Raw genomic sequence first — 18660 nt, forward strand, 5'->3', positions numbered from 1 at the left:
GGTGCGGTGGTGGGCATGGCGGGCAGGACGGCACGCAAGGAGCAGGTCAGCGCCACCAGGGAGCTGATCCTGACCGCCGCGGAGCGCCTCTTCGCCGAGCGCGGTGTGCTCGCGGTCTCCAACCGTCAGGTCAGCGAGGCGGCGGGACAGGGCAACAACACCGCGGTCGGCTACCACTTCGGCACCAAGGCCGACGTGGTCCGGGCGATCGCCCGCAAGCACCACGTCCGCATCGAGGAGATCCGCGCGCGGCTGCTGGCCGAGGCGGGCGACTCCACCGACGTACGCGACTGGGTGGACTGCCTGGTCCGGCCCGTGCCCGAACACCTGGCCGCGCTGGGCAGCCCCACCTGGTTCGCCCGGTTCTGCGCCCAGGTCATGACCGACCCGGTGCTCCAGCAGATCATGGTCGAGGAGTCCATGACCTCGCCGTCGCTGCGGAAGATCGTCGAGGGGCTGAACCGCTGTCTGCCCGAACTGCCCGCCGACGTGCGCGCCGAGCGCGGTGAGATGGCCCGCCATCTGATCGTGCACATGTCGGCCGACCGCGAACGGGCCCTCGCGGAGAACACCCCGACCCCGCGCGCCAGCTGGCACGACGCGGCCACCGGTCTCGCCGACGCCGTGGTCGCCATGTGGACGGCTCCCGTCACGCCGACAGGACGCTAGGGCCCTTACGTCCGCCGGGTCCTGCCACCCCCTGGGGGCGCGGGGAACTGCGCGACCAGCCACGACGGACCCGCACCCGCCCGACAAGCGAACCCGGCGTACCTCACAGCCCGCCGCCGGAGGCCTCCGTACCGTCCAGTAATGTGCGCGGCAGCCCCCCGAAGGAGGAACCGTGTCCCGGTCCCCACGTTCGCCCCTGCTGCTCGCCGGACTGCTGGCCACCGCCGGCGTCGCCCACTTCGCCACCCCGCGTTCCTTCGACGCGACCATCCCGCGGGCCCTGCCCGGCGAGCCCCGCACCTGGACCTACGCCAGCGGTGCCGTGGAGCTCGCGCTCGCCGCCGGTCTTGCGCTGCCGAAGACCCGGCGTACGGCAGCCCTGGCCACCGCCGCCTTCTTCGTCGGCGTGTTCCCCGCCAACGTCAAGATGGCCGTCGACTGGCGCCACCGCCCCGCACGCCAGAAGGCCGCGGCCATCGGACGGCTGCCGCTCCAGATACCGCTCGTGCTGTGGGCGCGCAGCATCGCCGAGAACGGGAAGGACCAGGCATGAGCAGGACGATCGAGACCGGGGACACCGTCGAGGACTTCGAGCTCCCCGACGAGACCGGCACCGGCCGCAAGCTCTCCGAGCTGCTCGCCGACGGCCCGGTCGTCCTGTTCTTCTACCCCGCCGCCCTGACCGCCGGCTGCACCGCGGAGGCCTGCCACTTCCGCGACCTCGCCGCGGAGTTCGCCGCGGTCGGCGCCCGCCCGGTCGGCATCAGCGGCGACACCGTCGAACGCCAGCAGGAGTTCGCCGGGCAGCACTCCCTCGGCATGCCCCTGCTCTCCGACACCGACGGCACCGTGCGCGAGCTCTTCGGCGTCAGGCGCGGCTTCTCCATGGCCCCCACCAAGCGGGTCACCTTCGTCATTGCCGAGGACCGCACGGTCCTGGAGGTCGTCCGCAGCGAACTGCGCATGAACACCCACGCCGACCGCGCCCTCGAAGCCCTGCGCGCCCACCGGACGTGACGCACGGGGCCCGGTTGCCCCGTTTCGGTTGATGCGGTCCGGCAAAGGGACCATCCTGGACGATATGGAGCACGTCTCCGCTACGGCGGTCATCGATACCGCAGGTGTTGTGACGGGCTGGAGCGAGGGCGCTCGGAGGCTGACGGGGCGCACGGCCGAGGAGGTCGTGGGACGGGCGGCCCGGGAGCTGCTCGCCGAGGTTCCGCCGGGGCCCGCCGTGGCGGCACTGAAGGGGAACGTCGTCCTGCGACACCGCGACGGTTCCTCTCTCACGCACTTCGTGGAGGCGTGTCCCGTCGCGGGCGCCGACGGCACCCCCGTCGCGTACGTGCTCACCGCCCGGCCGCCCGCCTCCAGCAAGCCGACCGTCGCCGAACAGGCCTTCCAGCAGGCGTCCATGTCCATGTCGGTGTTCGACACCGACCAGCACTACCTGCGCCTCAACGGCGTGGCCTGCCGGGTGATGGGGATGCCCCAGGAGGCCCTGCTCGGGCGGCGTTTCCCGGAGACCGTCGAGGACGCCGAGCACAGCCTGGGATTCAACGCGCATCTGCGGCAGGTCGCCGAGACGGGCCTGCCCGTGCGCTACGAGAGCTTCACCGGTGCCCCCTCCCTCAACCGGGAGCACGCCTGGAGCATCGAGATGTGGCCGGTCCGCGACGAGGACTCCGGCGAGGTGACCGGCGTCGCCCTGGCCGCTTTCGACAGCAGCGACCAGTACTGGGCCCGACGGCGGCTGGCCCTGCTCAACGAGGCGGCGACCGCCATCGGCACCACCCTCGACGTGGTGCGCACCGCCGAGGAACTCGTCGAACTGCTCGTGCCCCGCTACGCCGACTTCGCCAGCGTCGACCTCCTCGAATGGGTGCTCGGTGCCGACGAACCACCGACCGTGCTCGAGGGCGACGTCGTCCTGCAGCGCGTCGCCCACGGCTCGGGACACGAGGGGACCCCCGAGGCCGCCGTCCGCCTCGGTGCGGCCGACACCTACCAGGCGTCCTCGCCCCCCGCGCAGGCTCTGCGCAACGGCCGGGCGGCCGTCAGCCAGGCCGGCGAACCCGAATTCACGCGCTGGGTCGCCGAACGCAACGCCCGCGCCCCGGCCGGCCGCTCCTTCCGCGAAGGCGTCCACTCCATGCTCGCGGTGCCGCTCAAGGCCCGCGGCACCACCCTCGGCGTGGTGGTCGCCGTCCGCATCGCCCACCCCGACGACTTCGGCGAGGACGACGCCCTCCTCGGCGAGGAACTCGCCAGCCGGGCCGCCGTCTGCATCGACAACGCCCGCCGCTTCGCCCGTGAGCGCACCACCGCCCTGGCTCTCCAGAACAGCCTTCTGCCGCGTGGGCTGCCCGGTCAGGCGGCGGTCGAGGTCGCCCACCGCTATCTGCCCTCCGGCTCGCTGGCCGGCATCGGTGGCGACTGGTTCGACGTCATCCCGCTCTCCGGCAGCCGGGTCGCCCTCGTGGTCGGTGACGTCGTCGGCCACGGCATCCCGTCCTCGGCGACCATGGGCCGCCTCTGCACGGCCGTGCGCACCCTCGCCGACGTCGATCTGCCGCCCGACGAGCTCCTCACCCACCTCGACGACCTGGTCACCCACCTCGCCTCCGACGACCGCCCCGACGAGGGCACCGAGGTCGCCGAACTCGGCGCCACCTGCCTCTACGCCGTCTACGACCCGGTCTCGCGCCGCCTGACCGCCGCTGCCGCCGGCCACCCGCCGCCCGCCCTCGTGCTGCCCGACGGCAGCACGAGGCTCCTCCCGCTGAGCGCGGGGCCCCCACTCGGCGTCGGCGGCCTGCCCTTCGAGGCCACCGAGATCGAACTGCCCGAGGGCGCCGTCGTCGCCCTCTACACGGACGGGCTCATCGAGGACCGGGACCGCGACATCGACCACGCCACCGAGGAACTGTGCCGCGCGCTGACGGCGAAGGCCGACACCCTCGACGACCTGTGCGACACCGTCCTGAAGGCCGTACTGCCCGAGGAGCCCGGCGACGACGTGGCCCTGCTGCTGGCCCGTACCCGGGCCCTCGGCGCGGACCGGGTCGCCACCTGGGACGTCGAACCGGACCCGGCGCACGTCGCCGCGACCCGGCAGGCCGCCATCGAGCAACTCGCCGCCTGGGGACTGGAGGGGGCCTCCTTCGTGACCGAACTCGTCGTCAGCGAGCTGGTCACCAACGCCATCCGATACGGGGCGCCGCCCATCCAGCTGCGGCTGATCCGCGACCGCACCCTCATCTGCGAGGTCTCCGACGGCAGTTCCACCTCGCCGCACCTGCGGCGCGCCCACGCCTTCGACGAGGGCGGCCGCGGGCTGCTGCTGGTCGCCCAGCTCACCCAGCGCTGGGGGAGCCGGCAGACGGGCAGCGGCAAGACGATCTGGGCCGAGCAGTCGCTGGAACCGCTCGACTTCTGATCGCCCTGTCCAGGCCGCTCTCCGGGCCGCTCACCGGGCCGCTCACTGGAAGGAGCAGCCCGGGTTCGGCACGTCCTCCGAGTACGGCGAGCCGTGCGGCAGCACGTACAGCACCTCCAGGACCAGCGGGGTGGTGCCCTCGTTGCGGCCCAGGTGCACATCGCCCGGCCCGCCCGGCTCGCGCACGACCGTGCCCTGCGGATAGACGCCGTCGCTCTTGCAGTCGGCGTGGTAGTGGCTGAGCGTGCCCTGCTTGACGTACCCGTAGACCGGGCCGTCGTGGTAGTGCCAGCCGGTGGCCTGACCCGGCGGCACGGTGATCTCCCTCAGCACGTAGTCGGTGTCGCCCACGGTCTTCTGGGCGATCAGCGTGCCGACCACTCCCGGGCCGGGAGGGGTCGCGTGGGCGGAACCGCCTGCCAGCACGGTGGTGGCGACGACCGCGCCGGTCAGGGCGGTACGGAGCGCTGTGCGCATGGGGAAGGCCTCCTGGCTGGGAACGCGTGAGCGACGAAGTGTCGTGGGCATCGTTGCGAACATAGAGGCAGGAAAGCCGAGTTGGGGCCGAAAACCTGGATGACACGGCACGTCGGCACGGTCAGCATGAAGAAATGGCGCGACTTCACGACATCGTCTTCGACTGCACCCGCCCCGCGGCCACGGCCCGCTTCTGGGCCGCCGCCCTGGACGACCATGCCGTCGCGCCCTACGACGAGACGGAACTCGCCCGTCTGCGCTCCCTCGGGATCGACAGCGCCGAGGACGACCCGACGGTCCTGGTCGAACCGGCGGGCGGCGGACCCCGCCTGTGGTTCCAGCTGGTGCCGGAGGGCAAGCGGATGAAGAACCGGGTGCACCTGGATCTCCGGGCGGCGGACCTCGACGCGGAGATCGAGCGTCTCAGCGGGCTCGGCGCGGCCGTGCGGGCCCGGCACGCGGGTCATGTCGTTCTGACCGACCCTGAGGGGAACGAGTTCTGTCTGGCCCCGGCCGAGTAAGAGACCCCATCTCCTCCCAGGCCCCGCCGCTCAGTCCTCCGCGCCCCGCACCGCGACCTGGGCGAGGGTGCGGCCCGTGCGGGCCGAGCGGGCGCGGTGGGGGTCCGGGGTGCCGTGGCCGCGGGACGGGCCCTTGGTGGTCCGGACCAGCAGCCAGTTGTTCTCACGGAACCGGGTGAGGGCGTACTCGCCCCGCAGCTTCGTCCCGTGGAGGCGGAACGTGGCGTGCCCGTGCTCCAGGGACTGCGCGAAGTCGACGGGGTTCCCCCTGCGGTCGTGGCTGAGGGGCTCGTACGTGCCGTGGTCCCACACGATCACCGTGCCCCCGCCGTATTCGCCCTCAGGGATCACGCCCTCGAACTCCTCGTACTCCAGCGGATGGTCCTCCGTCGGCACGGCGAGCCGCTTGTCCTTGGGGAGATCGGAGGGGCCCTTGGGAATCGACCACGACTTCAGCACGTCACCGACCTGGAGCCGGAAGTCGAAGTGCATCGTGCTCGCGTCGTGGATCTGCACGACGAACCGCGGCTGAGCACCGACAGGCGTGTCCCGGCCCTCGGGCTCACCGGTCCGGCCGAAGTCCCGCTTGCCGTGGTAGTCCCGCAGACGCTCGTTCATGCACCCCGAGTGCCCCTCCCGCGGCTCAGAACTCCTCGTGCGTCTCCGGGTCCCCGCCCAGGCGCCGGTGCGTGCGGTCGGCGAGCGCCGCCATCTCCGCCTCGGTCAGCTCGAAGCCGAAGACGTCGAGGTTCGCACGCTGCCGGTCCCGGTCGCCGGACTTCGGGACCGGCAGCGCTCCGAGCTGCACGTGCCAGCGCAGGACCGCCTGGCCGGGGGTGACCTCGTGCGCCCGGGCCACGGCGGCCACGGCAGGGTCGTCCAGCAGGTCCGAGCCCCGTCCAAGCGGGCTCCAGCTCTCGGTCACGATGCCCTTGTCGGCGTGGTAAGCGCGCAGCTCCTCCTGCGGGAAGAGGGGGTGCAGCTCGATCTGGTTGACGGCCGGCAGGACCCCGGTCTCCTTCTCCAGCCGCTCGATGTGAGCCGCCGTGAAGTTGGAGACCCCGATCGACCGCACAAGACCGTCCTCCCGGAGCTTGATCATGGCCCGCCAGGAGTCGACGTACTTGTCGACGCGGGGGAGCGGCCAGTGGATCAGGTACAGGTCCACGTACTCCAGGCCGAGGCGGCCGCGGGACTCCTCGAAGGACGCCAGGGTCTCCTCGTAGCCGTGATGGCGGCCGGGGAGCTTCGTCGTCACGACGACCTCCTCGCGCGGGACCCCGCTGCCGGCCACTCCTCGGCCGACACCGGTCTCGTTGCGGTAGTTGGTCGCCGTGTCGACGAGCCGGTAGCCGCTCTCCAGGGCGGTGCCGACCGCCCGCTCCGCCTCGGCGTCGTCCATCGGCCAGGTGCCGAGCCCGAGGGCGGGGATCGTCGTGCCGTCGTTCAGGGTGTGCGTCGGGATGCTGATCACGTGCGGACCTTCCCTTGACTGTGTCGTGCCTCCAGCCTCACGGATCGGGGGAGCGGTGATCAACCTGACGGGCGGGGACGAGGACAGCGGACGGCATGCGAAGCACCGAGGCAGGCGGTCGGCGGGGTCCGGGCGGGCCACGCCACGGGACGTCGCCCGCGGCTTGCGCCGCCGCCGTACGGCCGTGATCGGCCTGGTCGCCGACGCGATCGCCTCCTCGCCGTTTCCCGGGCGGCTGCTGCGCGGGGCCCTGTGGAGACTGCCTGGGACAGCGATCACCTGGTCCTGACCGTCGACTCCGGCGGCGACCGCGCCAAGGAGGACGCCGCCGTCGCCGAACCTCTCGACCGGCGCGTGGACGGCATCATCTACGCGGCCATGTCCCTGCGCCGGGTCCGGGTCCCCGAGGGCCTGCACCGTACCCACTCGGTGCTCGCCGACTGCGTGCCCGACGACGACTCCCTGCCCTCCGTCGTCCCCGCCGGGCGGGCAGGCGGCCGTACGGCGGCACGGTTCCTCGTCGAGCAGGGGCACCGCAGGATCGCGCTGGTCGGGGGACACCGGGTCGCGGCCGGCGCCCTGCACGCCGTGACCCGGCTCGGCCTCACCGTCCCCGACGACCTCTCGGTGGTCGGCCACGACGACCAGGAGCACATGGCCGCCTTCCTCGACCCGCCCCTCACCTCGGTCGCGCTGCCGCACCACGCGATGGGCGAGGCGGCCGCCCGGTTGCTCCTGGGATCGAGCGCAGTACGACGGCAGCGGAGCTCAGGGAGTGGGCGGGGGCTCAGGGAGCGAGCGCGTGGGCCGTGCCGCCTTGCGCGGCCATCGACTCGGCGATCAGCAGGTGGGTCTGCCGCCGCTCCTCGTCGGGGACGGGCGGCAGGAGTTCCTCCCACACGGGGAGGAAGGTGCCGCGCAGCTGGAGCAGCCCCGCCGGGCGGGCCAGCAGCCAGAAGTGCAGATGTGCGGCGCCGTCACCCCAGCGGTTGACGTGGACCCGGGCGACGCCGTCGAGGCCGAGCAGGGCCCGCTCCGCCCGCTGGAGCAGGGGGCCGAGTTCCGCCGCGCGCTCGGCGGGGAGGTCGGCCAGGTCGTAGTGGCCGCGGGGTTGCAGCATGACGACCGCCGGGAGCCTGGACTCGGTGCCGATCGCGTTCAGGCGCCAGTGGTCGTCGGCCCACAGCGCCTCCGTGACCGGCTTGAGGCAGGTGCGGCACTGCTCGGGGCCGTGCTCCCCGTGGCGGTCGGGCTCGGGCAGGACGGGCGGCTGCAAGGGCCTGACCCGGAGGTCACCCTCGAAGGGGAACGTCTCCCAGCCGACCACCGAGCCGGCGGGCAGGGGCAGCCGCTCGCCCGTGGGCAGGCGCCGTACGAACGCGCTCGGTTCCTGGGGAGTTGAGGAAGTGGCCACGGTGGGAAGTCAACCATGGGTGACGCGCCCCGCGGGGCGCGGACCTGCGGTCGCACCACGGACACGGCGAGCTACGGAGCATGCATGACGACGGACAACGGCACGGCGGAGCGGGACCCGGGAATCGAGGTGAACCCGGTCGCCGGGCACATCGGGGCCGAGATCACCGGCGTCGATCTCGCGGACGACCTCGACGACTCGGTGGTCGCCGCGATCCGGGCCGCGGTGCTGCGGTGGAAGGTGGTGTTCTTCCGCGGGCAGAAGCTCGACCACACCGGGCACGTGGCCTTCGCCCGCCGGTTCGGTGAGCCCGTCGTCCTGCGCAAGCGGGGCGGTGCGTCCCCCACGGACTTCCCCGAGGTCGAGACGACGGCCGACCGGCTGGAACTGGGCGGGAAGTTCGGCATGGAGCACGAGGAGTGGCTGCGGCGCCGACGGCACACGCTGCTGCGCGGCTGGCACTGCGACCACGGCGCCCGTGTCGACCCGCCCGCCGCGACGATCCTGCGCGCCGAGACCGTCCCGCCGTACGGGGGCGACACCCAGTGGTCCAACCTCGCGGTCGCCTACGCCGGACTCTCCGGACCGGTGCGGGAGTTCGTCGACGGGCTCCGCGCGGAGCACCGCCTCGGCGTCGGCTACCAGCCCCGTCCCGGGGACGACGCCTACGTCCGGCATCTGCTGGACCACCAGGTGGCCTCCCTGCACCCGCTGGTGCGGGTGCATCCCGAGACGGGGGAGCGGATCCTCTACGTCAACGGCTACTACGTCGAGCAGATCGCGGGCCTCTCCCGCGCCGAGAGCCGAGCCGTGCTCGACATGCTCCTCGAACAGGCGGTGCGCCCCGAGTACACGGTCCGCTTCCGCTGGGAACCGGGCAGCGTGGCCTTCTGGGACAACCGCGCCACCATCCACCTGGCCCCCAGCGACAACGCCCACCTGGACTTCCCCCGCACCATGCACCGGGTGATGCTGGCGGGAGACGTGCCGGTGGGGGTGGACGGCAGGGCGTCGGAGGCGATCACGGGGACGGAGGCGGGGCGGTGGTGACGGGGCTTCCGGCGGTTCGGGAGTGGGTCTGGGCTGCGGAGCACGAGTGCACCTGGGCCCCGCGAGCACGAGCGGACCTGGACTCCGCGGGCCCGAGCAGACCTGGGCCTTGGGCCGCGCCTGAGCAGGGCTGGGCATCGGGTGGGCCTGAGTGGGCCAGGTTCCGGGCGTATCCGGGGCGCAAGGGCCCGGGCGCGGGCGGGCTCGCGCCATGGGCGTCCCGAGCGGACTGAGGGCTTCGGACCGCCACCCCGGCAATCCAGGGCTGTGCCTCGGGCGTGCCGGAGCAGAGCCAGGCCGCGCCCGGGCGGGCCTGCGCCCTGGGTGCCCCGAGCGGACTCAGGCTCCGGACCGCCCCCTGGCAGTCCCGGGCTGCGCCTCGGGCGTGCCAGAGCAGAGCCACGCCGCGCGCGCGGGCCTGCGCCCCGGGTGTCCCGAGCAGACCCACGCCCCGGACCGTCACCCCGGCAGACCCGGGACCAGGCGCTCGATCAGACCTACGACCCGGCTCGCCACCCCAGTGCCGGGCCCAGCTTCGTTGCCATGTCTGTCAGGATCTGTACGTAGTCCTCGTGTTCGAAGGTGAACGGGAGGGCGAAGGCCACCTCGTCCACCTCGCGGAACGCGGCGTGTGCCTGGAGGCGTTCGGCGATCTCCTGGGACGTGCCGACGATGTCCGGCGCGAACATCATCCGGGCCGGACCCTGGGGCGAGGCCGTACGAGGGGTGCGCTTCGCCGCGTACTCCTCGTACCTGGCCCGCTGCTCGGGCGAGGCGGAGTCGGTGGGGATCACGACGAGACCCTGCGATACACGGGCCTCCTCGCCGTCCGGGTGGGCGGCGCGGAACGCGCGGATGTGCGAGAGCTGGATCTCGGCGAAGTCGTACGGCCCCTCGGCCGCCTCCGCCTTGACGACACTGCTGGTCAGGAAGTTCATGCCGTGCTCGCCCGCCCAGCGCGCCGAACTCAGGCTGCCGCCGCCGTACCAGAGCCGCCGGCCCAGGCCGGGGGAGTGCGGCTGGACGCGGTCGGAGAAGACCTCGAAGCCCTGCACCCCGCTGAAGTCGCTCGCCGGCTTGCCGCGCACCAGGTCAAGGAGGCGCCGCACCCGCTCGTAGGAGAAGTCCTCCGCGTCGGCCGTGTCCGGGTACAGCGCCGCCTTGATCTCGTCGAAGTGCATCGGCGGGCCCACGCTCACACCCGGGTTGATCCGGCCCCCGGACAGGATGTCCACGGTCGCCAGGTCCTCGGCCAGCCGCAGCGGGTTCTCCCAGCCGAGGGGGATGACGGCCGTGCCCAGCTCGATGCGGCGGGTGCGCTGCGAGGCGGCCGCCATGACGGCGACCGGGGACGAGATGCCGTACTGGAGATGGCGGTGGCGCAGCCAGGCGCTGTCGAAGCCGAGCCGCTCGCCGAGTTCGATGATCTCCAGCGTCGACTCGTGGCCCCGTCGGGGGTCCGCCTCGTCGAACAGTCCGATGGTCAGGAAGCCCAGCTTGCGCAGGGGGCGAGGGGTGGACGGCACGGGCACCTCCGGGACGCTTGATGTATCAAGTAGTACTGCTGAGGCAACTCCGGAGCCGCCCACCGTGTTCCCCTGTCAGCTCAGCGGAATGATCACCTCGTCCTCGACGGGCGGTTCCACCTCCTGGGCGAGATTGCCGGTGGCCGCGAAGCAGCGCAGACGTACGGCCTCCGGCGTGACGTCCAGCCGCAGGAAGCACTTGAAGAACGGCGGGCTGTAGGTCGCCGAGCTCGGCGAGAACAGCTGGGTGTAGATCTTGCGGACCGGGAGCCGGAACCGCGAGGTGCGGTCGGGCCGGCCGCCGGCACCCAGGAGGCTCGCGACGAGGCGGGTGCGGAAGGTGACCCGGGCAGGCTCGCCGGGGAGCCGGGTGGGCGGGATGCCGAGCCGCTCCGCGATCACTGCGGTGGCCTCCGCCTCGGTCAGGGCGAAGAACCTGCGCAGGTGCAGACGGCGGCCGTAGAGCCTGCTGTAGAAGGCCAGCGAGTCGCCGCGCAGCGGATAGCAGCGGAAGTCCTGCTCGGTGACGTCGGCGATCGACACCCGGGGGATGGTGTGGGTGGCGTGCATGAACGCGCCGCCGCCGCCCGAGACGACGTACTGCAACGTCCTGCCGTCCACGTCGACCGGGTAGCGCTGGTAGTTGTGGATGTCGCCGCCTATCGCCGCGACGAAGTGGTGCTCCGGGGCGCGCACGATCTCGTCGACCGTGCCCCCGCCCTCGATGGCGCAGGGGTGGTGCTCGCCGTCCACGTACAGGGGCGAGCCGGTGATGAGGATCTTCGGCCGGGGGCCCTGGGAGACCTCGCGCAGCCACGCGCCCTGTTCGGCGTCGATGGTGCCGAGCAGTCCGGTGTCGATGCCGATGATGCGCAGCGGACCCGCGTCGACGGCCCAGTACGGGCCCGGCTGGACGGCCTGTTGGGCCGGAGCCGCCCGCAACTGGCGTGCCCGGGCGAGGCGTTGACCGTCCTGGGGGCGAGGCCGATGCCACAGCAGGGAGCGCAGCCAGGCGCGGCTGAGGGGGCGGGCGCGAGGTTCGGGATCGAGGGGCGGTGCGTCGCCGCAGAAGACACGCATGAACGCGCCGAGGCCCTCGTACCAGTCATGGTTGCCGGGTATCGCGTAGATCGGGGCCGGATAGTCCTGGTAGGGGCGGAAGAACTTGGTGTCGTAGTCGTCCGCGCTGCCGACGGGGTAGATCACGTCACTGGCGACGACCGTGAACCTGGTGTCCTGACTGATCTTCAGAAAGCCTGGTACGACGGCGTACTGGGGGTCGTCGCCCTCGCCGGTGTCGCCGATGACCATGAAGGAGAAGCGCTCCGGGTCCGCGCGCCGGATCACCTTGTCGGCGGGTGCGCCGGCCGCCGCGCGCTGGGCCACCCAGCGGTTCCGGGTACGGCCCGTGGGGTCCCCGAGCCAGGAGGCGACCACGCCGTTGCGGGCGGCCCACAGCGTCTTCGGGTTCAGCCACGAGATCTTCTCGACCTCGGGCGGCATCAGCCGCTTGTACTCGCCGAGCCGGGCGGAGCCCCAGCCGGCGCCTTCGGCGGTATCGCGTGAGGAGTCAGACACCGGTGCACCGTAACAACGATCTACAACCGGCCCGACGGGGGAGTCACCTTCGTGGGCCGCGGGGCACGGCCCACTGCGGATCCTGCGGCGCGCGGGCCTGGACCACCCTGGGCGCCTCGTCCTCTCGGAGCGACTCGTTCTCCTGGTCCTCCGGGTGCTCGAAGAGCGAGCCGGACCGCGGGGCGGCGACGACGGCCGACGCCGGCGTGCGGTTCCATTCGCCGTCGCCGAGCACCAGCAGCGGGTCGAACATGACGACAACTCCCGCCAGGAGCAGGAAGATCGCCGGACCCACCAGCATGGGCAGCAGCAACGAGGTGGGTGAGTCGCCCGCCCACGATCCGCCGGTCCGGCCGTGCACATGCACGCTGACCGCGGACATGCCCGTGTAGTGCATCCCCGTCACCGCGACGCCCATGATCAGGCTGGCGCCGAGGCTCGTCAGGAAACCCCGGACGGTGACGGCCGCCCACAGGGCCGCGGTCGCCGCGACGACGGCGATGACCACGGAGAGCGCGACGACCACGGGGTCGTAGTGGATCGTCCCGTTCAGGTGCAGCGCCGCCATGCCGAGGTAGTGCATGGCCGCCACGCCGAGCCCGGTGATCACGCCCGCGAAGGACAGGTTCAGGGTGTTGGCGCCCCGGTAGCCGACGATGAACACGCCGATGCCGACGACGACGATCGCCACGGCGAGACTGAGCACCGTGAGCCCGACGTCGTAGCGGATCCGGGTCTCCACGACCTGGAAGCCGATCATGGCGATGAAGTGCATCGTCCAGATGCCACAGCCGATCGAGGACGCGCCGAGCGCCAGCCAGCCCGGCTTCCACGACTCGCTGCCGAGCAGGGTCCGCACGATGCAGCGCAGCCCCAGGGCTCCTCCCAGGCAGGCCATCACAAACGCGGCGACCGGGGTCACCATGCCGTAGCGGAATCCGTCGACGGTGCCTTCCATGAGCCAACTCCCCCCAGAGCTTTGGCCGGTAGTGGAGGAAGGGTTACGGCTGCGGATCGCGTAAATCAAGCCATTACCGCGGGTAAGAGAAGAACTCCCCGGTGGCGTCGTTGAACTTTAGTCACATGAAGGCGAGTTTCGGCCAAGCGGGCTCACGGGGCTCGGCAGTGTGCCAGAGTTGAACGATTTTCAGCCTTTCCGTGGCCGCAGACACCCGGGGCCGACGGGGAAAAGCGGTTGTCGGTCCGTCCTCCGCCATGGACGATCTCACCCCGTGACGACACGCACCGAATCCCCCGCCCGTCCGCTCGCCCTGATCACCGGCGTGGGGCGCACCGTCGGCATCGGCGCCGGGATCGCGCAGCAACTGGCCGCCTCCGGCTGGGACATCGCCTTCACCTGCTGGAACCCCTACGACGCACGCATGCCCTGGGGCACCGAGCCGGGCGCGACCGCGACGATCGAGGGACTGCTGGCCGAGCGGGGCGCCGCCACCGCCGCCATCGAGGCGGACCTCGCCGAACCCGGCACCCCGGCACGGGTCTTCGACGAGGTGGAGCACCGGCTCGGTCCCGTCACCGCGCTGGTCATGAGCCACTGCGAATCCGTGGACTCCGGCCTGTTCGACACCACCGTCGAGAGCTTCGACCGGCACTTCGCCGTCAACACCCGGGCGACCTGGCTACTGATCCGGGAGTTCGGACGCCGCTTCACCGCACCGCCGGGCACCGGGCGCATCGTCAGCCTCACCAGCGACCACACCGTGGGCAACCTGCCCTACGGGGCGAGCAAGGGCGCGATGGACCGCATCACCCTGGCCGCCGCCCACGAACTCGCCCACCTGGGCGTGACCGCCAACGCCGTCAACCCCGGTCCCGTCGACACCGGTTGGATGTCCGAGGAGGGCCGGGCGCACTGCCTCGCGGCCACCCCCCTCGGCCGACTCGGCACCCCGCGGGACACCGCGCATCTGGTGGACTTTCTCTGCTCGCCGGAAGGGCAGTGGGTCAACGGCCAACTGCTGAAAAGTAACGGGGGGTTCGGGTGAGCGCGGCCGGGCCGCGCACCTAGGAGAAGAACTCGCCCAGCAGCGGCAGCAGCAGCGATGTCCGGCGCATCAGGGTCATGTGCTTGGTGCCGGGGAGGACGGCCAACTGCGCCCCGGGGATCAGGGATTGCATCTCCGCCGCGTGCTCCACGCGGACGAAGTCGCTGTCGCCGACGACCAGCAGCGTGGGCGCCTGCAGCCCGCGCAGGTCGTCGGCGGTCCAGGGAAGCGGGGCCTGCGCCGCCGCGGAGGTCTTCGCGAGGAACTCCTGGAAGTGCTCGGGGTGTGGTGCCACGGCCGCGTAGGCGTCGGCCATCTCCTGGAAGTCCGCCTGGCTGGGCAGCAGGGGCGAGCTGTAGTCCGGGACGCGCACCTCCTCGTGGACACCTTCCTGGGTGTACATGGTGGCGGCGAGCGCGAGCCGTCCGACGCGCTCGGGACACCGGACGGCGATCTCCAGCGCGGTCAGGCCGCCCAGGCTGAACCCGAGGAAGTCGGCCTGTCGCACGCCGAGTTCGTCGAGCAGCGCCACCACGTCGGAGGCCAGACCGGCCACGGAGATGTCACGGTCGATGTCGGCGGTGTGCCCGTGCCCCTGGAGTTCGGGTGCCACCACCCGCCGGTGATTGGCCAGTTCGGGCAGCACGCCCGCGAATGTCAGATCCACGGTGAGGACACCACCGTGCAGCAGCACCAGCGGACGGCCTCCCTCGTGGTCCGCGTGGTCCGCGCCATGGATCTCGTAGTACATCTCCAGACCGTTGACCTTGGCGTAGGCGGAGCTGCTCGGCATCGTCATCACATCCGTTCTGCGGGAGTCGTATGTGAGGAAGACCGTGGCAGCGCCGGAAAGTCATCGCGCCGGCCGCGGGCAGGGGACTCCGGGAACCTGTCCGACTACCTGTCCGACCACCTGACCGACTAGAGGGCCACCATCCGCCCGCTCCGACCTTGGAGCCGGACCGAGGCCAGGGTCGCGCAGACCGCGGCCGTGGCGAAGAGGGTGCCGCAGGCCGTCGCCGCGGCAGGAGCGTCGCCCGCGAGCGCGGCGCGCAAGCCGTGAGCGGCCCAGTAGCCGGGGGAGGCCGGGGCCACGTCCGCGACCCAGCCGGGCAGGACGGCGAGCGGGACGAGGGCGCCGCCGACGCTGCTGAGGAGCATGCCGCCGATGTCGTAGGCGGCGGAGAGCTCGCCCATCGTGCGGACCAGCACCCCGAGCAGCGCCCCGAGGCCGAGCAGCGTGCAGCTCCAGCTGAGCAGGACGCCCAGCAGCAGAAACGGATGCGGCACGCGCAGTCCGAACACGCACACCCCGAAGGCGACGATCAGCACCTGCTGTGCGAGCAGCGCGGTGAGCACGGGCACCGCCTTGCCGAGCAGCAGCTCCGCCGGGTGCAGAGGAGTGCCGCGCAGCCGGGCCCAGGTGCGGCCGAGGCGCTCGGAGAGGATCGCGTTGCCGGAGATGCTGAGGGCGAGCAGCGAGAACGTGACCAGCGTGCCGACGACGGCCTGTTCGGTACCGGCCGTGTGGCCCTGCGCGGACAGGTAGAGCGGGCGCAGCAGGGTCATGAAGACCAGCGGCAGGAGCATCCGGCTCAGCAAGGGGCCCGGTTCGCGCAGCATCAGCAGCGTGTTGTGGCGGATCAGGGCGCTCAGACGGGTGGCGGACTCACGCGGCGGCATCGTGGGGCTCCGTCCGGGTGGGTGCCGCAGGGTGAGTCGTCGTGGCCTGCGTCGTCGTCTCCAATGAGTGGTACAGGTCGTCCAGGCCGGGCCGGTGGACGTCGACGGAAGCGGGCGTGCGGCCGGAGGCGAGCAGGGCCGTCAGGTCGGCGCCGGGATCCGTGGTCGGCTTGCGGAGTTCGGGTTCGGCCGGGTCGGCGAAGGTGACCCGGAGCTCGCCGGGAAGGTGCCGGGTGAGCTCCTCCTGGGTGCCGCGCGCGATGACCCGGCCGGCGCGCGCGATCGCCAACGTGGCGTCCAGGTCGACGAGTTCGGGGAGGTAGTGGGTCGTGTAGACGACGGCGGCACCGGCTTCGGCGCGAGCCCTCACCGCGGCCAGCAGAGCCGAGCGGGTCTCCGGATCGGCGCCGGCCGTCGGCTCGTCGAGCAGCAGGAGCGGAGGTGAGCCGACCATCGCCGTGGCTGCCTGGACCCGGCGCCGCTGCCCGCCGGACAGGATGCCGACGGGCCGGTCCGCGACCGCGGACAGCTGGAGCTCCTCCAGGACCCGGGCGATCCCCGCGTCCCGGCGCCGGCCCCGGAGCCCGGCCAGCCCGGCGAGCAGCCGCAGGTTCTCCCGCACGGTGACACTGCCGTACAGGGCCGGCTCCTGTGGAGCGATCCCGACGAGCCGCCGGGCGTCGCGACCCTCGCTCCGCGCGTCGTACGGCCCGATGCGGACGCTGCCCGCGTCGGGGCGTACCAGACCGGTGACGATCTCCACGAAGGTCGTCTTACCCGCGCCGTTGTGGCCGATCAGACCGACGATCTCGCCCGGCTCGACCGTCAGGTCGAAACCGTCGAGCGCGTGATGACGGCCGTAGGACTTCACCAACCCGTTCGTGACGAGCATGCACCCTCCCCTGTGTCTGCTGTGTGTGCCCTGTCCGCGAATCTGTCCGCGAAGCACGTGTCTACGGTGTATACGTCTACACTGTAGACCTATGAGTGGCAGACGGGAAGAGATCCTGGACGCGGCCCTGGCCATCGCCGACGAGCGCGGTCTGGAGGCGGTGTCGATGCGTGCGCTGGCCGAGCGTGTCGGGGTCACGCCTATGGCGCTGTACCGGCACGTCAAGGACAAGGCGGCGCTGCTGGACGGGATGGTGGGACGCCTGCTGTCCGCGCTGCTGCCGACGGACGGAGCGGATGCGGGGGAGGAGCCGACCTGGGACCAGCGGCTCGACGCCCTCGCCCATGCCTGCCGGGCGGTGACCCAGCGTCACCCCTGGGCGGCACACCTGCTCTTCTCGCGTCCCGCCGTCACTCCGGACGCCGTGCGCGCGGTGGACATCATCTACCTTGCGCTCATCGAGGCCGGGGTCCCGGAGCCTCAGGTGCCCCGACTGGAGCGGCTGATCAGCACCTTCGTCATCGGCTTCGCCGCCTCCGAGGCGTCCGGCCGCTTCACTCCCGGTGCTCTCGACCCGCGGGGCCGCCGCAGTCAGCTCCCGGCCGGTGAACTTCCCGGCCACAGCCGGGTCGGACCGTGGCTGGACCTCCCGGTCGACCTCACGGCCGAGTTCGAGGCGGACCTGGCGGACATCCGGCGGATGGTGGAGTCGGTGGCGCGGGGTGGGGAGTGAGGGGCCCACGGGGCCGGGACCGCGCGGGGTGAGTTGCTGAGGGTGTGTGCGGGGTGAGCTGCTGAGGGTGTGTGCCGCGTCGGAAGTGTTCTGGCCTCGGCCTCGATGTCCGGCGGGACTGGGGGTGGCCGCTCTGACGGGGGAGTGTCACATCGTCGTCGCCCGAGCCGCCGCGGGCCGCGCGGATGCACTGGGTCTGCCCGAACCGCCGCCGCCCGCCTCCCGGTGTCCGGCGTCAGCGGAGTTTATTCGGTCCGGCCGGTGCGCTCGTCTTGGTACCGTGCGCCTTCCGTACCGCATGAACCGGCATGGCGGTGCTCACCGGGGAGGGCCGGTCGGCGATGCAGGTCTCGGAGCTTCCGCGTGCGGTGGCCGCGGCGAGGGCGGCGGCCGCGTCACTGGGCCTCACGGCCGACGAGGCGCTCGTCCTCCAGGACTCGAACAAGCTGACTCTGCGGCTGCTGCCCTGTGACGTCCTGGCCCGGGTGGCGCCGGTGGCGGACCAGGTCGCCCAGCTCGAAGTCGAACTCGCGCAGCGGCTGGCCGAGGTGGGAAGCCCGGTGGCCGCGCTCGCACCTCGCGTGACGCCGGGCGTTCACGAGCGCGACGGCTTCGTGGTCACCCTGTGGACCTACTACGAACCGGCCGTGCCCCCGGAGGTCCCACCCGCGGCCTACGCCGACGCACTCACGAGGCTGCATGTCGGTATGCGTCAACTCGACGTCCCTGCACCGCACTTCACGGTCCGTGTCGACCAGGCGCAACGCCTTCTGGCGGACCGCGACCGCACACCTGCGCTGGCCGAGGCGGACCGCCGGCTCCTCGACGAGACTCTGCGCAGGCTGCGGCGAGCGATCGGCGAGCGTGGCACCGTGGACCAGCTGCTGCACGGCGAGCCGCACCCGGGAAACCTGCTCGCCACGAAGAGCGGGCCCCTCTTCATCGATCTGGAGACATGCTGCCGGGGCCCCGTCGAATTCGACCTCGCCCACGCACCCGACGACGTCGCCGAGCACTGCTCGAACATCGACCGGGACCTGCTGCACGACTGCCGTCTCCTCGTCCTCGCGATGATCACGACGTGGCGATGGGACCGCCACGACCACCTTCCGAACGGCCGCAGGCTGGCCGGTGAGTGGCTCGGACGGCTGCGGGAAGCGTCCGCCGGGACACGGTGAGCGGATTCTCTCTTTAATCG

At 72.1% G+C, this 18660-nt stretch carries 19 protein-coding genes and 1 pseudogene; 10 read left to right on the top strand and 10 right to left on the bottom strand.

All coding sequences use genetic code 11. The annotated features are described in order from the left end of the window. Positions 1-15 precede the first annotated feature (15 nt). From H295_RS0125670 to H295_RS0125685, 4 genes are all read left to right on the top strand, one after another. Positions 16-669, top strand: a complete 654-nt coding sequence (locus H295_RS0125670; RefSeq protein ID WP_043217980.1) for a TetR/AcrR family transcriptional regulator — start codon at positions 16-18, stop codon at positions 667-669. Between the two features lie 172 nt (positions 670-841). Then, on the top strand, positions 842-1222 hold the full coding sequence (locus tag H295_RS0125675) for a MauE/DoxX family redox-associated membrane protein (RefSeq protein ID WP_020138217.1): 381 nt from the start codon (positions 842-844) through the stop codon (positions 1220-1222). Further along, positions 1219-1686, top strand: coding sequence for a peroxiredoxin (locus tag H295_RS0125680; protein ID WP_020138218.1), 468 nt, complete (start codon positions 1219-1221; stop codon positions 1684-1686). The genes H295_RS0125675 and H295_RS0125680 overlap by 4 nt, the downstream gene beginning before the upstream one ends. A gap of 64 nt (positions 1687-1750) precedes the next feature. After that, positions 1751-4108, top strand: coding sequence for a SpoIIE family protein phosphatase (locus H295_RS0125685; protein WP_028809747.1), 2358 nt, complete (start codon positions 1751-1753; stop codon positions 4106-4108). A gap of 42 nt (positions 4109-4150) precedes the next feature. Here the strand turns inward: H295_RS0125685 and H295_RS0125690 are convergent, their stop codons facing one another. Continuing rightward, entirely contained in the window at positions 4151-4585 is a 435-nt protein-coding gene (locus tag H295_RS0125690) for a cupin domain-containing protein (RefSeq protein WP_020138220.1), read from the bottom strand. A 134-nt stretch (positions 4586-4719) separates the two neighbouring features. On the opposite strand from H295_RS0125690, the gene H295_RS0125695 reads away from it, so the two are divergent. Further along, positions 4720-5106 carry a VOC family protein gene (locus H295_RS0125695; RefSeq protein WP_020138221.1) on the top strand — a complete coding sequence of 129 codons (387 nt, stop codon included), beginning with the start codon at positions 4720-4722 and terminating at the stop codon, positions 5104-5106. Positions 5107-5136: 30 nt separating this feature from the next. On the opposite strand, the gene H295_RS0125700 is transcribed toward H295_RS0125695, so the two are convergent. Then, positions 5137-5724, bottom strand: a complete 588-nt coding sequence (locus H295_RS0125700) for a DNA polymerase ligase N-terminal domain-containing protein (RefSeq protein ID WP_020138222.1) — start codon at positions 5722-5724, stop codon at positions 5137-5139. A 25-nt stretch (positions 5725-5749) separates the two neighbouring features. Next, on the bottom strand, positions 5750-6580 hold the full coding sequence (locus H295_RS0125705; protein WP_028809748.1) for an aldo/keto reductase: 831 nt from the start codon (positions 6578-6580) through the stop codon (positions 5750-5752). A gap of 100 nt (positions 6581-6680) precedes the next feature. Here H295_RS0125705 and H295_RS45665 point away from each other — a divergent pair. After that, a pseudogene (locus H295_RS45665) lies at positions 6681-7336 on the top strand (substrate-binding domain-containing protein); the annotation flags it as partial. A 31-nt stretch (positions 7337-7367) separates the two neighbouring features. Here the strand turns inward: H295_RS45665 and H295_RS48015 are convergent. After that, on the bottom strand, positions 7368-7994 hold the full coding sequence (locus H295_RS48015; RefSeq protein WP_020138224.1) for a hypothetical protein: 627 nt from the start codon (positions 7992-7994) through the stop codon (positions 7368-7370). An 84-nt stretch (positions 7995-8078) separates the two neighbouring features. Here H295_RS48015 and H295_RS0125715 point away from each other — a divergent pair, with 84 nt between their 5' ends. Continuing rightward, positions 8079-9044, top strand: coding sequence for a TauD/TfdA dioxygenase family protein (locus H295_RS0125715; RefSeq protein WP_020138225.1), 966 nt, complete (start codon positions 8079-8081; stop codon positions 9042-9044). Between the two features lie 497 nt (positions 9045-9541). On the opposite strand, the gene H295_RS0125720 is transcribed toward H295_RS0125715, so the two are convergent. The 3 genes from H295_RS0125720 to H295_RS0125730 all read right to left on the bottom strand — a co-directional run bounded on the left by H295_RS0125720 (position 9542) and on the right by H295_RS0125730 (position 13106). Then, positions 9542-10570, bottom strand: a complete 1029-nt coding sequence (locus H295_RS0125720; RefSeq protein ID WP_020138226.1) for an LLM class flavin-dependent oxidoreductase — start codon at positions 10568-10570, stop codon at positions 9542-9544. A gap of 75 nt (positions 10571-10645) precedes the next feature. Next, the gene (locus tag H295_RS0125725; RefSeq protein WP_020138227.1) at positions 10646-12148 is read right to left on the bottom strand and encodes a metallophosphoesterase family protein; all 1503 of its coding nucleotides are present in this window, start codon (positions 12146-12148) and stop codon (positions 10646-10648) included. Between the two features lie 43 nt (positions 12149-12191). Next, positions 12192-13106, bottom strand: coding sequence for an MHYT domain-containing protein (locus H295_RS0125730; protein ID WP_020138228.1), 915 nt, complete (start codon positions 13104-13106; stop codon positions 12192-12194). A gap of 274 nt (positions 13107-13380) precedes the next feature. Here H295_RS0125730 and H295_RS0125735 point away from each other — a divergent pair, with 274 nt between their 5' ends. Then, entirely contained in the window at positions 13381-14154 is a 774-nt protein-coding gene (locus H295_RS0125735; RefSeq protein WP_020138229.1) for an SDR family oxidoreductase, read from the top strand. A 19-nt stretch (positions 14155-14173) separates the two neighbouring features. On the opposite strand, the gene H295_RS0125740 is transcribed toward H295_RS0125735, so the two are convergent. The 3 genes from H295_RS0125740 to H295_RS0125750 all read right to left on the bottom strand — a co-directional run bounded on the left by H295_RS0125740 (position 14174) and on the right by H295_RS0125750 (position 16729). Then, on the bottom strand, positions 14174-14947 hold the full coding sequence (locus H295_RS0125740) for an alpha/beta fold hydrolase (protein ID WP_234021676.1): 774 nt from the start codon (positions 14945-14947) through the stop codon (positions 14174-14176). Between the two features lie 128 nt (positions 14948-15075). Then, positions 15076-15837 carry an ABC transporter permease gene (locus tag H295_RS0125745; protein WP_020138231.1) on the bottom strand — a complete coding sequence of 254 codons (762 nt, stop codon included), beginning with the start codon at positions 15835-15837 and terminating at the stop codon, positions 15076-15078. After that, on the bottom strand, positions 15824-16729 hold the full coding sequence (locus H295_RS0125750) for an ABC transporter ATP-binding protein (protein WP_020138232.1): 906 nt from the start codon (positions 16727-16729) through the stop codon (positions 15824-15826). The genes H295_RS0125745 and H295_RS0125750 overlap by 14 nt, the downstream gene beginning before the upstream one ends. Before the next feature lie 91 nt (positions 16730-16820). On the opposite strand from H295_RS0125750, the gene H295_RS0125755 reads away from it, so the two are divergent. Beyond that, the gene (locus H295_RS0125755; RefSeq protein WP_020138233.1) at positions 16821-17462 is read left to right on the top strand and encodes a TetR/AcrR family transcriptional regulator; all 642 of its coding nucleotides are present in this window, start codon (positions 16821-16823) and stop codon (positions 17460-17462) included. A 341-nt stretch (positions 17463-17803) separates the two neighbouring features. Then, positions 17804-18640, top strand: coding sequence for a phosphotransferase (locus H295_RS0125760; RefSeq protein ID WP_028809749.1), 837 nt, complete (start codon positions 17804-17806; stop codon positions 18638-18640). The last annotated feature ends 20 nt before the right edge of the window (positions 18641-18660 follow it).

Source organism: Streptomyces sp. 351MFTsu5.1, from assembly GCF_000383655.1.
Lineage (GTDB): Bacteria > Actinomycetota > Actinomycetes > Streptomycetales > Streptomycetaceae > Streptomyces > Streptomyces griseorubiginosus.